Here is a 16,133-nt window from a genome sequence, read left to right as displayed (position 1 = left end):
AATCAAATGGTGGAGAGGAACGCAAGCTGTACATCAGTATCAAGAATACAGGTAAGCAACCCGTACAATACAAGCTCAATAGTGCGAATGGATTAGACTTGCAAGGGTCAACGAGCGGGTTTTCCAGCCGAACGTTGCAGCCGGGAGAACGCCACGATCTGGTGTTTGTAAAGCCAGAGGGACAGGATGAAGCTGCAAATGACTCCTTGAAAGAGATGATTTTGAAAGTAAGTACGGACGATGGATCGCAAGGAAACGTTAAAACCTTCGCATATATTACACTGTAAGCTCCTTCCAGAAAGGGCACGACATGCGGTCATTAGTCTACTTATGTTACAATAGAACGGTTGAAGACTTAATGAACAGAATAGGTCAGAGCAGAAAGCAGAAAGGATGACCCGTTGTGCCCAAAAACCATGAATTCGGTAATCAAAAGATGTCACGGAGGCTGTCACTCACAGCCATTTTACTTACACTTACCTTTGTAGCACTTACTGGCTGTGGTCAGGATAAGAATGCTGAAACCATTGATACTGGAAGCAGTACAAGCGTGATCGAGAACGGAGCCGGTGGTAGTCGTAGCGGTTCAGCCCAAAGTGACAAAACAGCGAAAGAGAGCAAGAGTGCAGAAAACAGCGGTACTGATGCACAAAAATCAACTCCTTCGGCTCCATCTGCTTCATCGGATACATCTTCTTCTCCGGCAGCCTCCAATCCATCGCAAAATCCATTTGAGGTAGCAGGTATTCAAGATCCTAAAGCGTTTTTGAACACGTTCAAAGCGCTGCAGAAGGCAGTTGCCGACAATGACAAGGAAAAAGTGGCCAATTATATTTTGTACCCTCTGCGTGTTAATGATAGTGAAAAGTCGCTAACGATTCCGAATAAGAAAGATTTTATGGCCAAGTATGATCAGATTTTTACGGACGCAATTCGCGAGGCGCTGGTGAATCAAAAGACAGATGATTTGTTTGTTAATTATCAGGGAGTCATGGTGGGATCGGGTGAACTGTGGTTGAGAAGAGCTACGGACAATCCGAAGCTTTTTGGAGTCTTTTCGATTAATCTTGAAACGGTTGCCAACTAAGTCGTACTTCGTGTGTAAATGACCTCTAAACGGTCGGAAACATATATAATGTTTCTGACTGCCCCCCCCTAAAGAAAGAAAAGTCCAGATGATACATACCAAAAAAAGGTTTGACATCACTCCTAAACTCTCGTATTATATCCATATAACTCATTAAACAGGTAGGAATTAAAGAATTAATGTATGATCTCGCCATTTTGGCGGAGAACCTCTAGGAACAGCAGGCAGACACTGTCCACGTGACAGGTTTGACCTATCAGGGCTGCATCAGGGAATTCTCCGCTCTTTTTTTGATTATGTCTGTCAATAACAGGCGTAAATGAATACAAATTACATAGAATTCGGGGTGTCTTGATGAAGAGGCAATGGAAAAGTGGACTTATTCTCGGACTATCTTTGGTTTTAACGATTATGCTAAGCGCTTGCGGGGCAAGCAAGGGAGGGACGCAGGCGGATGGTAGCTCTGCTGCCGGTTCCAAGGACGTGGAGTTACTCAATGTTTCTTATGATCCGACCCGTGAGCTGTATGAGGCATATAATAAAGCATTTGCCGCCCATTGGGAGAAGGAGAAAGGGCAGAAGGTTACGATCAAGCAATCTCACGGAGGATCTGGCAAGCAAAGTCGTTCTGTGCAGGACGGACTGGACGCGGACGTGGTAACTCTGGCCCTGGGTTATGATATTGATGCGCTACAGGAAAAAGGACTCGTTAAAGAGGGGTGGCAAAGTAAATATGAGCATAACAGCGCCCCGTACACTTCAACCATCGTGTTACTGGTACGCAAAGGGAACCCGAAAGGGATTAAGGACTGGGACGATTTAATCCGTGGCGATGTGCAAGTTATTACACCGAATCCTAAAACTTCGGGTGGAGCACGTTGGAACTATCTTGCAGCCTGGGCCTATGCGCTCAAGAAGAACAATAACGATGAAGCCAAGGCCCAGCAGTTTGTACAGGAGCTGTATAAGCATGTGCCGGTACTGGATAGCGGAGCACGTGGAGCGACAACGACTTTCGTAGAGCGTGGAATTGGCGATGTACTGATCGCTTGGGAAAATGAAGCACTGCTCTCGGTGAAGGAGCTGGGTGCGGACAAATTCGATATCGTGTATCCGTCGATCAGTATTTTGGCGGAACCACCGGTAGCGGTAGTTGATAAGGTGGTAGATAAAAAAGGTACACGCGAGGTGGCGGACGCATACCTGAAATATTTGTACAGTGAAGAAGGGCAGACCATTGCTGCCGAAAATTATTATCGCCCAACACTGGAGAGCGTGACGGCAAAGTTCAAGGATCAATTTCCTAAATTGGAGCTCGTGACCTTGAAGGATGTATTCGGGACATGGAAGGAGACGCAGCAGAAGCATTTCAGCGACAAGGGCATTTTTGACCAGATTTATGTACCCGGCAGTTCATAAAATAGGTGGACTGTGTAGGGATTGGGTCGGTAGCCGCGAGTGTCATAGTCAATGGATTCAGAGAGGGATGGACAGAACATGAATCAAGTGCAAGCCACTCGAAAACGCGTACTTCCCGGGTTCGGGTTAACAATGGGTTATAGTGTGCTGTATCTCAGTCTGGTGGTGCTGGTGCCTTTATCGGCACTGCTTCTGAATTCAACTGGACTGACGTGGGAGAAATTTTGGGACGTGGCGACTGATGTTAGGGTGCTGGCTTCCTACAAGGTAAGCTTTTTGTGTGCTGCGGCTGCGGCGCTGATCGACCTGTTTCTCGGTTTATTGATAGCTTGGGTGCTGGTGCGTTATGAGTTTCCGGGAAAACGAATTTTTGATGCGGTGATTGATCTGCCCTTTGCTTTGCCTACTGCGGTAGCAGGGGTTGCTTTGACTGCTCTGTATGCGCAGAACGGCTGGATCGGTTCATTGTTTGAACCGCTTGGATGGAGGATGGCGTACTCACAGACGGGGATTACGCTAGCATTGATGTTTATTGGCATTCCGTTCGTTGTACGGACAGTGCAGCCGGTGCTGGAGGAGCTGGACAAGGATGAGGAGGAGGTCGCTGCTACGCTGGGAGCTGGCAGATGGCGTATCTTCTGCAGCGTTATTGTGCCGGAGCTGGTGCCACCGCTGCTGACGGGTTTTGCGCTCGCCTTTGCCCGTGGCATTGGCGAGTATGGTTCTGTCGTCTTCATCTCTGGCAATATGCCGATGAAGACGGAAATTGCTCCACTGCTCATAATGTCCAAGCTGGAGCAAAATGATTATGCAGGAGCTACGGCAGTAGCGTTGATGCTGTTGGTAATTTCATTCGTGCTGTTACTCGTGATTAACAGCATTCAGCGCTGGTCACGACGGCGTACTGCCTAAACGCAACTGTCTAATGTGACTATCTAATGTTAACATGCAGGGCTGCGCATGATACCCACGTTCTAAGGAGGGATAGATTATGTCACAAGCGATAACTGGGCAGGAGCTTGCTTCTGCACCAGTGCCTTCATCTGCACCGCCCAACAGGGTCACGACCGAGGCCGCTTGGGTGAAGTGGACGCTGATTGGTGCTGCTTTTTTAGCTTTGCTCTGGGTGCTGGTATTGCCGCTAATCGTCGTGCTTACCGAAGCACTCAAGCAAGGATGGGGCGTATACGTCGAAGCGTTACGGGACCCGGATGCCATGTCCGCATTGCGGTTGACGCTGCTGGTGGCAGCGATAACGGTACCGCTGAATACGGTATTTGGTGTAGCTGCCGCTTGGCTGATCACGAAATTTCAATTTCGCGGCAAAGGCTTGCTGGTCACCTTAATTGATTTACCCTTTGCCATCTCTCCTGTCGTCGGAGGGCTGATGTATGTATTAGTGTTCGGCGCACAGGGCTGGCTTGGACCGTGGTTGGACGAGCATGATATTAAAATTATATTTGCTTTGCCTGGTATTATTTTAGCGACGCTGTTCATCACCTTTCCATTTGTGGCGCGAGAACTCATTCCAATGATGGAAGATCAGGGACAGCAGGAGGAAGAAGCGGCGGTCATGCTGGGCGCGCGCGGCTGGCGCATTTTCTGGAAAGTGACGCTGCCGAACATCAAGTGGGGTTTGTTGTATGGCATCATTTTGTGTAATGCGCGAGCCATGGGTGAGTTCGGTGCAGTGTCCGTCGTTTCTGGACATATCCGTGGAGAGACGAATACACTGCCGCTGCATGTAGAAATTTTGTATAACGAATATCAGTTCTCGGCATCTTTTGCGGTGGCCTCGTTGTTGTTGTTACTTGCTCTGGCAACCTTGGTACTTAAAAGCTGGTTTGGACGCAAACGCGTGCATTAATTTATGATTTTGTATATGATCCCTCAGGGCCTCTCTTTGCGTCTATCGTCTGTTAACGGCGAGAAGATGGGAAGAGAGGCCCTTGTTCTAAGGTGGCTTATATGGATAATAAAATGATCATATCAAGGCACGTTGGTGTGCCCAGGAGGAGCGAAGGGAAAAATGAAACATCCGTTTCAGTCCTACCGTCAGCTGTTTCCAGTGCTGTCCTCACATATCCATGTAGGGAGCTGTTCACAGGGGGCTGTATCGAGGCCGGTTTCCGCTGCCATTGAGGAATATCATCGAAGTTTGCTGCAACATGGTCATAACGGCGATCTGTCTATGGCACGTTTGGAGGAGGCCAGAGGGCATTTTGCCAAGCTCATCGGGGCGGAGCCTGACGAAATTGCGGTCCTGTCCTCAGCCTCTGAGGCGATTGCTGGGGTGGCTACAGCCCTTCCTTATGTACCAGGTAAAGAAAGCATTGTGTATGCGGACACCGACTTTCCGACGGTGGGACACATCTGGCAGGCACAGGAGATGTTCCATGATCACATCTGCTGTATCCCCTCCATCGAGGGAGAAGTGACGATAGAGCAGTATGAGGAGCATGTTACGGAGAAAACTGCGCTCGTTATGGTGTCACAAGTGAACTATACCAACGGATTTCAGCAGGATTTAAAATCCATTGCAGATATAGCTCACCGAAATCAGGCGTTGCTGTTTGTGGATGCTTACCAGTCTGCAGGGATCGTTCCAGTGGATGTTAAGGCGATGGGCGTAGATATTTTGGTCGCGGGAGCACGCAAATATATGCTGGGAATTCCGGGCGTGGCTTTTCTTTATGTAAGCAAGGACCGAATAGACCGCTTCAAGCCACGTCTTACAGGCTGGCTTGGGCAGGAGCCTGCTTCCCGGTTTGATATTGCTCACCCGGTTCCGGCGGCGGGAGCCCGACGCTTTGAGACGGGATTGCCTTCTTTCATTAGCATTTTTGCCGCCAATGCGGCTTTAAAGCTGCTGCTAGAGATCGGAGTCACGAATATTCAGGCCTATATGAGTGAGTTGTTGGATTTTTCCGTTGAATATGGACGGCGCAAAGGGCTACACATACGTGTACCTTACAGGGGAGGCACATTACCAAGCCTGCTCGCTGTTGAAGTAGCCGACGTGTCGGCTATGGAGAGGAATTTGAGAAGCCAAAATATGATCGTTTCAGCACGAAAGGATGTTATCCGTGTGGCTCCTCATTTTTACAATACGGCTGAGGAAGTCCGACGGGTCATAGATGAATTGGCAGGGAGATGTTGAACGACAAAAGCCTCTTCCGAGTGAATGGGAGCATGACATGTCCCTTTTTACACAGGAGAGGCTTTTTGGGCTTTTAGAGTTCTAATTATACGATCCGTTTGCGCAGCCAGCCGGAAATCAGATCCGTCAAAATGATCAGAACCACAATGCCGAGCAAAATAACGCCTACACGGTTCCAGTTGCGCATTTGGAGTGCAAATAATAGCGGAGTACCGATACCACCTGCACCGACCAGACCGAGCGTGGTAGCAGAACGGATATTAATTTCAAAACGGTAAAGCGAATACGAAAGAAACTGTGGAATCACCTGTGGTAGCACGGCGAAGAAGATCACCTGCCAACGATTGGCACCGCACGCGATCAAAGCTTCCTGGGGCCCGTGATCGACGCTTTCGATCGTTTCCGAGAAAAGCTTCGCCAGCATGCCGATGGAGTGAATGCCAAGGGCGAGAACACCCGCAAACGAGCCGGGCCCTACGGCTTTGATAAACAAGATGGCGACGATCATTTCGGGAAATACCCGGATGACACTAAGCACAAATTTCCCGCTACCCGATAAGGGACGCAGACGGGTCATATTGCTGGACGCCCAAAAGGCGAACGGAAGGCAGACAAATGCGGATACGAAGGTTCCGAGCACTGAAATGACCAGCGTATCCAGCAACCCGCGCAGCAAATCCTCTCCCTCAGGGATGTAGACGAACGACCAGTCGGGATGAAGGAAGCCGTCCAATATAGCGACAGAGACACTTTTAGCCGTCCCCTGTAATCCTTCAAACTGCATCCCGCGAAAAGCCCAAATATAAATGATGATTAGCAGAATAGCTATCGCCCATAGGCGCAGGCGGGAGCCAATAGGTCTGCGAAGCGTAGGATCATTCATAATAATTTCCTCCGTAGCAGGTTACTGCCGTAATCAATCGCAAGGACGATGACGAGGGTCAGTAGAATAATGATGCTTGCCCGATCATATCGGAACAGCCCCAGAGAACGGTCAAGCAACAGACCGATACCGCCAGCCCCGACCAGGCCCAGAACGGAAGCTGCGCGTACATTAACCTCAAAGGTATACAGCAAGTACGACACAAAATAAGGAAGAGCCTGCGGAACCACACCAAAGGCGATGACTTGAATGCGGCTCGCGCCAACAGCGGTCATGGCTTCCAGCGGCCCGGGATCAATGGCTTCAATCGCCTCAAAGGTCAGCTTGGCTATGATGCCAAAGGAGAAGAAGAGCAGGGCGAGCATCCCTGCAAACGGCCCGATGCCGAACACCGCCACAAAGATCGAGGCAAACAGCAAATCGGGAATCGTCCGTACTAGATTCAGGATCGTGCGCATCGGGAGCGAAATCAGCTTGCGCGGCATCACATTATAGGCACACAGCAACGCGACAGGGATCGCTAATATGGCTCCCAGTGTCGTGCCAACAATGGCGATCTGGATCGTTTCCAGCATCGGTTTCCAGATGGTAGGCAAGTAGCTCCAGTCGGGTGGAAACATTTCCCCCAACAATTTGCCCATCTCCGGCAAGCCGACGATCAACTGGTACGGTGTGGCATCCGTATGAATGGAGCAGGCTACCAGCACCACGATAAAAATCATCCAGGTGGCATAACGCTTGTAACGTCCTGGCAAAGGTGGCCCTGCGGGCGTCTTGCCAGGTTGCGGCGGTCCAGCATGCGGTGACGGTTGCGTCGAAGAGAGCGGCTGGGCAGTAGAGTCGGGCTTCATGATCCCACTCCCAGCAGCTCATCATGCTTGATGGCCCGGCCGTAGATCTCCGCAAAGGCCTCATCCGTAGCCTCCTCCGGTGTGCCGTCAAAGACCACTTCCCCGGCGCGCAATCCGATGATCCGCGTTGCATATTCGCGCGCGAGATCAATGAAATGCAGATTGACGATGGTCGTAATCTGCATTTCACGATTGATCCGCTGAAGGTCATCCATTACCTGGCGGGTGGTCAGCGGATCCAGCGATGCGACAGGCTCGTCCGCCAGAATGATTTTAGCCTCCTGCGCCAGAGCACGGGCGATGGATACGCGCTGCTGTTGGCCACCGGACAGCTCATCTGCCCGGCTGTAGGCCTTTTCGCGGATGTTCACGCGCTCCAGCGCTGTTAGTGCCAGTTCGATATCTTCCTTCGGAAAGAGGCCGAGAATGGTTCGCAGCGTTGAATGATAGCCGACGCGGCCGGAAAGTACATTGCGGAGCACCGTCGAACGCTTAACCAGATTGAAGCTTTGAAAGATCATGCCAATATCACGGCGAATGCGCCGCAGCTCGCTGCTTCCAGCAGACGTGACGGACCTGCCACCCACGACAATGTCGCCGGACGTAATGTCATGCAGTCGGTTAATGGAACGCAGCAGGGTAGACTTACCTGCACCGGATAAGCCGACGATGACGACCATTTCTCCCTCCTGAATCGTCAAATTAATATTGTTTAACCCTTTGGTGCCGTTCGGGTATGTTTTCGATACGTTACGAAATTCGATCATATGCTCCCAACTTTCTCCCCTGATGGGGTGGAATGAAAACAACACCGCCATGAATACATGGACGGTGTTGCCCTGTCATTCGTAAAGCCTGTTTCGTAGCTGTTACTTCATTACAGTACCTTGTTTGCTCCGATTACTTAACCGCTTGACCAACGGCTTCGGCGTATTCACGCACAGAGTCGAAGTTTTTATCGTCGCCCTTTTCATAACCTACATGGGTGTAAATCTCTTTAATGATTTCGCCGCCTGCAGGATCTTTAGCGATGTCAATAAAGGCTTGGCTGATCTTGTCTCTCCACGCTTGATCCATATCAGAACGTACGCTGACGGTATCATTTGGAATTTTAGCTGTGTAATGAATGACGCGAGTTTTTTCAAATACATCCGGGATTTCCTTCTTCACCGTGTTACGTGCATCCTGGAAAACAGCTACCGCATCAACTTGACCGTTCAGCAACGCCAGAATAGCAGCATCGTGGCCTTTGATTGTCACACCCTGCACATCCGTGTCGGGGTCCACGCCAGCTTTTTTTAGCTCTGCTGCAGGGTACACGTAGCCTGCGGAGGAGGTTACATTTTGCCAGCCAACCTTCTTGCCTTTCAGATCAGCTAGACTTTGAATCGGAGAATCCTTTTTCACCACGATCATTGCTTTATAAAAGTTTACTTTTTCAGTCGTGTCCTTGCCTGTAGCATCTTCAATTCCGTAGCGTTGAGCTTGCAACAGCAAGTCGGCTGCTTTACGGTTATCGTGGGCCAGTACATAAGCATTCGGCGGAAGGAATCCTACATCTACCTGTTTGGAAGACATGGCTTCCACAATCGTATTGTAGTCAGGAGATACCGTTACTTTCACCGGGATCCCAAGCTTGTCACCCAGTAGATTTTCGAGCGGTTTGGCTTTGGCTTCGAGCGTATCTGCATTTTGAGAAGGAACGAACTGTACCTTTAACTCCTTAGGAACATAGGCTGTGCTTTCGTTTTTAGAGCCATCTGTACCCGGAGTGGACGCGCTGTTGTTATTGCTTGCATTGGAGCCACAAGCGGCTAGACCCGCTGCCAGTGTGAAAGTCATGCACAAGGTCAGTGCTTTTTTGAACAAAATAATTTCCCCCTAAACATAGTGATAACGATAATAAAAAACCTGTAAATGCTGTGACAAACCAAATCTTAACAGCTAGTCCCGTAGCTAGGGTAAAAACCACTCCTGACTTTGGTAAAAATGATGTAAAATTTATCGTATGCTTAAAACCATTTTCTGGATTTATGCAAAATGCTTGTTTTAACATTCTCTTAACAGTGCTCTGTTAGACTTGTTCAAGCTCTATGACCGAAGCTGAGGGAGAGAACAAGATTGGATATTTTGGATATTAACGAAAAGGCAGACCAGGACAATGTAAGCCTTGTGAGAGTGAAATTCCGCATTATGGTTACAACCGATTTGCATGTCAGCTTGTGGAATTACGATTATTATACGGATCAGGAGACGCTGCATTACGGTCTGGCGCAAACAGCCAGCTTGATTCAAATAGCCCGGGCGGAGGTACCCAATCACCTGCTGCTGGATAACGGAGATGTGATTCAGGGGAATCCAATGGGAGATTATGCTGTACAGCGAATCCAACAGGACCCAAGCGCGGTGCATCCCGCCTATAAAGCTATGAATCTGCTTGGATATGAGGCAGGCAATATCGGGAATCATGAATTTAATTACGGACTGGAATACTTGCAGACTTGCCTTCGAGGAGCGCAATTTCCTTATGTGAATGCCAACATTTATATAGCGGGAGAACAAGAACGAAATTACTTTACACCTTATCTATTGCTGGATAAGACGGTAGAGGATGAAGCAGGTGGTAAGCATCTGTTGAAGGTGGGAGTCATCGGCTTTGTCCCTACGCAAATTATGCAATGGGACAAGGCATGGCTGGAGGGGAAAATCATCGTCAAAGATATGCTGGAAACGGCAAGACGGTTTATTCCACAAATGAAGGCGGCGGGAGCCGATCTCATCATTGCTATGCCCCATGCAGGCTTTGAGGATATTCCCGAAACGCTTGATATGGAAAATGCGGTGCTGCATCTTAGCAGGGTGGAAGGGATCGATGCCATTGTGTTTGGTCATGCACATAAAGTATTTCCCGGACCTTCGTTTATGGGGAAAACAGGTGTTGATGTAAAGCGAGGTACCATCCACGATATCCCAGCAGTGGAGCCGGGCTTTTGGGGGGATCATCTGGGTATCATTGATCTGGAGCTGACCTTTAGTGGAGAGAAGTGGCAAGTGGCTGCATCTGCTGCCGAGGTACGCCCGGTGTATGATCCGATACGCAAGGAGGCGCTGGTACAACCGGATACTGCCATTCAGCTGGCGGTAGCAGAAGAGCACGCCGGAACACTGGAGTATATTCGTGCACCTGTAGGTCAGACGACGGTGGCGGTGAACAGCTTTTTTGCTCAGGTGATGGATGATGCTTCGGTTCAGCTGGTGAATGATGCGCAAATGTGGTATGTGAAGCAGCAGATGCAAGGGAGCGAGCACGAAGGATTGCCCGTTCTGTCGGCAGCAGCTCCTTTTAAAACAGGTGGCAGATATGGCCCATCGTACTATACCCATATTCCGGCGGGGACGTTGGCGATCAAGCATATCGCCGATCTGTACAATTTTCCGAATACGTTGCATGTCGTTCGGCTGAGCGGAACGGAAATCCGGGAATGGCTGGAGTGGTCTGCTGGACAATTCCGGCAAATTGATCCTTCAGCAGAACAAGAGCAAGAGCTGATTAATTCTGATTTTCCAAGCTTTAATTTCGATATCATCGACGGCATCAGGTATCAGATTGATGTAACACAGCCAGCCAGATATGATGCTGACGGGGGCCTAAAGGACCCAGATGCACACAGAATCATTCAGATGTCTTTTGATGACGAACCGATGGATATGCAGCGAAATTATCTGGTTGTTACGAATAACTATCGCGCGTTTTCCTCTGCGCTGGTCAATCCGGGTGGAGAGCGAATCATACTTGCTTCACCGGATGAGAACCGTCATGTGCTGACTGAATACGTGCGGCATATGAAGACGTTGACGCCAAAAGCTGATGGCCATTGGTCCCTCGCCCCATGGTCAGGGCGTCCGCATGTGACCTTCCTGACCTCACCGCAAGCAACGGATGCCGCTAATGCCTATTCGGAGTTGCTTTATGAAGGGTTAACGGTAGAGGGATACGCTAAGTTTGCCCTCGATTTCGGACGTTCACGGTAAAACTGCTAACTTGTTTTTGTCCTATAAGTCCACAGCATCAAAATAATAGAAAAAGACTGTCCCACAGAGGACGGTCTTTTTTCATAAAACAGTTTTAAAATCGTACAAAATTCGTGATTTTATATGTCCTGAGTCGTATTTAAAGTTATTGACCTCTCGTATAAATAGACATATACTTTGATTAAACAAATTTTGGTTTAAAAGGTAATGAAAAAGTCACCATCATTCGTTTGAGGGGGTGTCCCTTTGGAAAAAAACACCACGATCCGCGCAGAAATAGAAAAGTATATTCAAAGTGAAGGCATTTCAATGCAATGTTTTGCAGATGCTTCCAAGGTAAATCCGGGTACACTTAGCGGTATACTTAACCGGAACCCACCACGGCCGATCTCAGTCAATCAGCTGGATTTGATTACCGAGGCCATGGGATTGGAAGAAGGATCTTTGTTCGAGATGTATGTTGATGAATGTTTTATTCATTCCTTACCACACTGGAGAAGGTTGCGTCCGTTTCTCCTGCGTTGCTCAGAGTTGAACAAGCTGGAGTGTATACGCAGTGTACTTGGCTATTTGATGGACGATTTATCGAACGTTCCTGCTATTTTTGAGACCGCAGAAGCGATGTTTGAGGATGGCAGACATGAAGCTTCCATGCTTCTGTATGATTGTGTCATCGAGAGTGAAAAGTATACCCACTCTGAACGATTGGCGATCAGCTATTTCCGTATATTCCAGATTCAGATTAAGGATAACCAACGGAACTTGAAGGCTGCTGTACAATTCCATTTGTACCGTAGTCGTCTACCGGAAATTTACGCACTGGAAGGCTTACATATGCTATCTCAAGTGTTTGCTTTAAAAATGCAATGGTCCGAGATGGAAATGTATGCGGACGAGCTGAGAGAGCTGGCGCAGGCATTGTATCGCAATCGGAACCGTTTTGGAGATGAGCACCTGGAGCTGCTTAAGCCGCTCGTTTATTACTATGCTCAGGGGCATCTGCTCAAGGCCAGTTGCTATGAGTTTCAGGGTAGATATGAGGAATCCAAGCAATGGATTGAAGGTTATGCAGATTTGAGCTGGTTTGAGGGTTTAGACGAGGAAGGCTGGAAAGTGGTCAACCTACATCGTGTATATGCACAGGGCAACCGACTTTGTATTGAAATTAAAATGGGCAACACTTCTGCAATCTATGATTATATTACTTACCTGCGTGAGCATCCGGATGAGACACTGGAGGGCTTGAACACCTTGCTCGAATCAGCGAACCGGTTTGGTTATTTCGTGGATGCCGAACTGGGACTATTTAGTCAGCAACTCAAAAGCTTTTGGCAGCTTGCACCGGAACGATGGGACACTCATTATCGCAAGCACTTTAACGCATTTCGCTTTGCATCCTTTTGTAAGGTGTATGCGGAATACTATTTCCGAAAAGGCGATTACCCCGAGGGAGTGGGACAAACACTGCATTGCTTGCAACTGTCTGTCGATAATAGCTATACAGAACATATCATTGGTTGTATGGCTTTATTTGAGCAGCATCGGAATTTTGCTACACTGGAACAGCAGCAGTTGTATCAGAGTCTGTGCTTAGGCGTACGTGCAAATGAAAAGAATCATGCCTATGATCATAGTACCGGTGGGTATTTATAATTCTAAATTTCATTCGAATTCTTCATATAACACGTTATTGCGAGGATGTTCCTGTTTCAAAAGGGGATGTTCTCGTTTTTTAGCTACTGTCGTCGCCTGTGACTTTTAGCATAGAGAGGACCGTTTTGCGCGTTGACAAGTTTCGCGAGCGGGATTAGGATAAATGCAGCACAGAAAGTGAAGGAGAGCATGTACAAATGACGATTCCCAAAACATTAACGATAGCCGGCTCCGACACAAGCGGTGGAGCGGGTATTCAGGCAGACCTGAAAACCTTTCAGGAGCTTGGCGTATATGGCATGACCGTATTGACAACCGTAGTAGCGATGGGTCCTAAAACCTGGGATCATCTTGTATATCCTGTTGCGTTGGATGTGGTAGAAGCGCAGCTGCGTACTGTATTGGAAGGTATCGGTTTTGATGCGATGAAAACAGGTATGCTTGGTTCCGTTGAAATTATCGAGCTGGTAGCCAGCCATTTGAAAAAGCATGATCTGAAGCGGATCGTAATTGACCCGGTCATGGTCTGCAAAGGCACGGATGAAGTGCTCCAGCCGGAAAATACAGAGGCGATGCTGGAATTGTTGATTCCTGGCGCTGACCTGGTAACACCGAACTTGTTCGAGGCTTCGCAACTGGCGAAGAATGGACCGATCACGACACTGGAGCAGATGCAGGAAGCGGCTGCGATTATCCATGAGCGTGGAGCTAAGCATGTACTGATCAAGGACCGTGGCAAAATTCGCGCAGGTAAAGCGATGGATCTGCTATATGACGGAATCACTTTTGACTGGTTTGAAGCCGATGTTGTAAAAACAAACTTTACCCACGGTGCAGGCTGCACCACTTCGGCAGCGGTAACGGCTGGTTTGGCTCAAGGGCTGACTGTACGTGAAGCAGTGGATCAGGCCAAGAGATTCATTACACAGGCCATTGAAGGTAGCTTCAAGCTGAATGAATTCGTCGGTCCGACTTTGCATGCGGCACATCGTTTGCAAAATCAATAAAGCATAAAGGTCTGCGATCTTAGAAAGACTTATAAATCTCCATCAGGCTGAATATATATTAGATTGTTTTAGACCATGACTTTTTTGATATATAGAGTTAGATGAGGCTCAAGAGCCGCAATACATGGTATTGCGGCTCTTGAGGTTGTATTTTTTTGGAATTATAGCTTCCAGTTTGGTCTAAGCGTACTGTATAATAGGCATCAGATTTATTATATTTAAGGAGGAACCGAAGCAATGACATTATTCAGCCAAATGGCTTACAGCCGACCAGAGCAACCTGAAATTGAACAGCGGTTTAAAACGCTGTTGCAGCAGTTTCGTGAAGCGGACAGCGTAGAACGTCAAAATGAAGTGATTCATGCGATTAACAAGCTGCGCAGTAACGTGGAAACGCAATTGCAATTGGTGGAAGTTCGGCACTCCATTAATACGGAGGACGCCTTTTACAAAGCGGAGCAAGAGTACGCTGATGATTTCATGCCGGTTATTCAGGAGTATGTAACCGATTACTACCGTGCATTGGTGGATTCTCCATTCCGAACCGAGTTGGAGAGTCAATGGGGCAGTCAGCTTTTCAGTATTGCCGAAGTAGCACTCAAGTCGTTCCATCCGGATATTATTGAGGATTTGCAGCAGGAAAATAAGCTGACCTCGGAGTATGCTCAATTGATTGCTTCAGCGAAGATCCCGTTCGAGGGAGAAGAACGCACATTGTCGCAGCTCCTGCCTTTTGAAATGGCTACCAACCGGGAGACGCGCAAACAGGCCTCCGAGGCTAAATATCAATTTATGAGTGAGCATGAGGACGAGCTGGACCGGATTTATGATGAACTGGTGAAGGTGCGCACGCGCATGGCACACAAGCTGGGCTATGACAACTTCGTAGAATTGGGCTATGCTCGCTTGGGACGTACAGATTACAATGCCGAAATGGTAGCCAATTTCCGCGAGCAGGTGCTGAAGCACATCGTTCCTCTGGCAACCAAGCTGAAGGAACGCCAGCGCGAACGGATCGGAGTAGATCAGCTTCGCTATTATGACGAGGGCTTCAACTTCCTGTCAGGCAATCCTACGCCTAAAGGTGACCCGGAGTGGATCATTCGTAATGGAGCACGTATGTATGAGGAACTTTCAGCGGAAACACATGAATTTTTCAGCTTTATGATCGAACGTGGATTGATGGATTTGATCAGCAAAAAGGGCAAGCAAAGTGGAGGCTATTGTACATTTTTGAGTGAATATGGCACGCCGTTTATTTTCTCCAATTTCAATGGTACATCCGGTGACATCGACGTATTGACGCATGAAGCAGGTCATGCCTTCCAGGTCTATGAAAGCCGACATTTTGAAATTCCTGAGTACCATTGGCCAACCATGGAGGCGGCTGAGATCCACTCTATGAGCATGGAGTTTTTCGCATGGCCATGGATGAATCTGTTCTTCGAGGAAGATACGGACAAATATCACTTTGAACATCTATCCTCATCGTTGCTGTTCGTGCCTTACGGCGTAGCCGTGGACGAATTCCAGCATGCCGTATACGAACATCCAGACTGGACCCCAGCCGAACGTAAAAGCGCATGGCGCTCCATTGAACGTAAGTATAAACCGCATCTGGATTATGAAGGCAACGAGTATCTGGAGCAGGGCGGGTTTTGGCACAAACAGGGTCATATTTTTCAATCCCCGTTCTACTATATTGACTATACACTCGCGCAACTGTGTGCGTTCCAATTCTGGAAACGCATGAGTATCGACCGGGCAGCTGCGTGGGAAGATTATTTGAAGCTATGCCGTGCTGGGGGAAGTCGATCTTTTACCGGATTGGTTGAGTTGGCTGGACTAATCTCGCCGTTCCAAGATGGCTGTATCGCCTCTGTAATCGGAGAAATCGAAGCATGGCTGAACAGTGTGGATGATAAAAAGCTGTAAGCATAACTAAAAAGGGCATTTCGCTTACCTGTCAAAGCTGAAAAGCTTGCAGATGAGATCCTTTTTAGAATGAAAATAGAACAGTTGCACGAAAAAAGCCGGGAAC

At 48.4% G+C, this 16,133-nt stretch carries 14 protein-coding genes; 10 read left to right on the top strand and 4 right to left on the bottom strand.

Going from position 1 to position 16,133, the window contains the following annotated elements:
• Nucleotides 1–98 precede the first annotated feature (98 nt).
• The 6 genes from NLX82_RS21195 (at nt 99) to NLX82_RS21170 (ending at nt 5,666) form a co-directional block, all read left to right on the top strand.
• Nucleotides 99–287 carry a hypothetical protein gene (locus NLX82_RS21195; protein WP_254349014.1) on the top strand — a complete coding sequence of 63 codons (189 nt, stop codon included), beginning with the start codon at nt 99–101 and terminating at the stop codon, nt 285–287.
• A 116-nt stretch (nt 288–403) separates the two neighbouring features.
• Nucleotides 404–1,087, top strand: a complete 684-nt coding sequence (locus tag NLX82_RS21190) for a hypothetical protein (protein WP_254349013.1) — start codon at nt 404–406, stop codon at nt 1,085–1,087.
• Nucleotides 1,088–1,441: 354 nt separating this feature from the next.
• On the top strand, nt 1,442–2,506 hold the full coding sequence (locus NLX82_RS21185) for a sulfate ABC transporter substrate-binding protein (protein ID WP_023990376.1): 1,065 nt from the start codon (nt 1,442–1,444) through the stop codon (nt 2,504–2,506).
• A 78-nt stretch (nt 2,507–2,584) separates the two neighbouring features.
• Nucleotides 2,585–3,418: a sulfate ABC transporter permease subunit CysT gene (gene cysT / locus NLX82_RS21180; RefSeq protein WP_023990375.1), complete on the top strand. Its 834-nt coding sequence runs from the start codon at nt 2,585–2,587 to the stop codon at nt 3,416–3,418.
• Between the two features lie 79 nt (nt 3,419–3,497).
• A complete protein-coding gene (gene cysW, locus NLX82_RS21175; protein ID WP_013312030.1) occupies nt 3,498–4,373 on the top strand; it encodes a sulfate ABC transporter permease subunit CysW in 876 nt (291 codons plus the stop codon).
• 162 nt (nt 4,374–4,535) lie between these two features.
• Nucleotides 4,536–5,666 carry an aminotransferase class V-fold PLP-dependent enzyme gene (locus tag NLX82_RS21170; RefSeq protein ID WP_075154773.1) on the top strand — a complete coding sequence of 377 codons (1,131 nt, stop codon included), beginning with the start codon at nt 4,536–4,538 and terminating at the stop codon, nt 5,664–5,666.
• 85 nt (nt 5,667–5,751) lie between these two features.
• Here the strand turns inward: NLX82_RS21170 and phnE (NLX82_RS21165) are convergent, their stop codons facing one another.
• From phnE (NLX82_RS21165) to NLX82_RS21150, 4 genes are all read right to left on the bottom strand, one after another.
• Nucleotides 5,752–6,549: a phosphonate ABC transporter, permease protein PhnE gene (gene phnE / locus NLX82_RS21165; RefSeq protein WP_013312028.1), complete on the bottom strand. Its 798-nt coding sequence runs from the start codon at nt 6,547–6,549 to the stop codon at nt 5,752–5,754.
• The gene (gene phnE / locus NLX82_RS21160) at nt 6,546–7,400 is read right to left on the bottom strand and encodes a phosphonate ABC transporter, permease protein PhnE (RefSeq protein ID WP_034095097.1); all 855 of its coding nucleotides are present in this window, start codon (nt 7,398–7,400) and stop codon (nt 6,546–6,548) included. Before phnE (NLX82_RS21160) ends, phnE (NLX82_RS21165) begins: the two co-directional genes overlap by 4 nt.
• Complete coding sequence (gene phnC / locus NLX82_RS21155; protein WP_023990372.1) at nt 7,397–8,167, bottom strand: phosphonate ABC transporter ATP-binding protein; 771 nt, start codon at nt 8,165–8,167, stop codon at nt 7,397–7,399. The genes phnE (NLX82_RS21160) and phnC overlap by 4 nt, the downstream gene beginning before the upstream one ends.
• Before the next feature lie 133 nt (nt 8,168–8,300).
• Nucleotides 8,301–9,269 (bottom strand): phosphate/phosphite/phosphonate ABC transporter substrate-binding protein, encoded by a 969-nt coding sequence (locus tag NLX82_RS21150; protein ID WP_025722520.1) that lies wholly within the window; start codon nt 9,267–9,269, stop codon nt 8,301–8,303.
• A 252-nt stretch (nt 9,270–9,521) separates the two neighbouring features.
• On the opposite strand from NLX82_RS21150, the gene NLX82_RS21145 reads away from it, so the two are divergent.
• From NLX82_RS21145 to NLX82_RS21130, 4 genes are all read left to right on the top strand, one after another.
• The gene (locus NLX82_RS21145) at nt 9,522–11,432 is read left to right on the top strand and encodes a bifunctional 2',3'-cyclic-nucleotide 2'-phosphodiesterase/3'-nucleotidase (protein ID WP_069080671.1); all 1,911 of its coding nucleotides are present in this window, start codon (nt 9,522–9,524) and stop codon (nt 11,430–11,432) included.
• A 246-nt stretch (nt 11,433–11,678) separates the two neighbouring features.
• Nucleotides 11,679–13,085 carry a hypothetical protein gene (locus tag NLX82_RS21140; protein ID WP_023990369.1) on the top strand — a complete coding sequence of 469 codons (1,407 nt, stop codon included), beginning with the start codon at nt 11,679–11,681 and terminating at the stop codon, nt 13,083–13,085.
• A gap of 197 nt (nt 13,086–13,282) precedes the next feature.
• Nucleotides 13,283–14,092 carry a bifunctional hydroxymethylpyrimidine kinase/phosphomethylpyrimidine kinase gene (gene thiD / locus NLX82_RS21135; RefSeq protein ID WP_013312022.1) on the top strand — a complete coding sequence of 270 codons (810 nt, stop codon included), beginning with the start codon at nt 13,283–13,285 and terminating at the stop codon, nt 14,090–14,092.
• A 237-nt stretch (nt 14,093–14,329) separates the two neighbouring features.
• Nucleotides 14,330–16,027, top strand: coding sequence for a M3 family oligoendopeptidase (locus NLX82_RS21130; RefSeq protein WP_075154772.1), 1,698 nt, complete (start codon nt 14,330–14,332; stop codon nt 16,025–16,027).
• Nucleotides 16,028–16,133 lie beyond the last annotated feature (106 nt).

The organism is Paenibacillus sp. A3M_27_13 (assembly GCF_024213315.1).
GTDB lineage: Bacteria > Bacillota > Bacilli > Paenibacillales > Paenibacillaceae > Paenibacillus > Paenibacillus polymyxa_B.
The sequence above is the reverse complement of the archived record's forward strand: the minus strand, read 5'-3'. Positions and strand labels throughout refer to the sequence as shown.

What these genes read in the sequence shown, in the direction of transcription:
- NLX82_RS21185 (WP_023990376.1), top strand. Translation starts at nt 1,442, where the DNA reads ATGAAGAGGCAATGGAAAAGTGGACTTATTCTCGGACTATCTTTGGTT.
- cysT (WP_023990375.1), top strand. Translation starts at nt 2,585, where the DNA reads ATGAATCAAGTGCAAGCCACTCGAAAACGCGTACTTCCCGGGTTCGGG.
- cysW (WP_013312030.1), top strand. Translation starts at nt 3,498, where the DNA reads ATGTCACAAGCGATAACTGGGCAGGAGCTTGCTTCTGCACCAGTGCCT.
- NLX82_RS21170 (WP_075154773.1), top strand. Translation starts at nt 4,536, where the DNA reads ATGAAACATCCGTTTCAGTCCTACCGTCAGCTGTTTCCAGTGCTGTCC.
- phnE (WP_013312028.1), bottom strand. Translation starts at nt 6,549, where the DNA reads ATGAATGATCCTACGCTTCGCAGACCTATTGGCTCCCGCCTGCGCCTA.
- phnE (WP_034095097.1), bottom strand. Translation starts at nt 7,400, where the DNA reads ATGAAGCCCGACTCTACTGCCCAGCCGCTCTCTTCGACGCAACCGTCA.
- phnC (WP_023990372.1), bottom strand. Translation starts at nt 8,167, where the DNA reads ATGATCGAATTTCGTAACGTATCGAAAACATACCCGAACGGCACCAAA.
- thiD (WP_013312022.1), top strand. Translation starts at nt 13,283, where the DNA reads ATGACGATTCCCAAAACATTAACGATAGCCGGCTCCGACACAAGCGGT.
- NLX82_RS21130 (WP_075154772.1), top strand. Translation starts at nt 14,330, where the DNA reads ATGACATTATTCAGCCAAATGGCTTACAGCCGACCAGAGCAACCTGAA.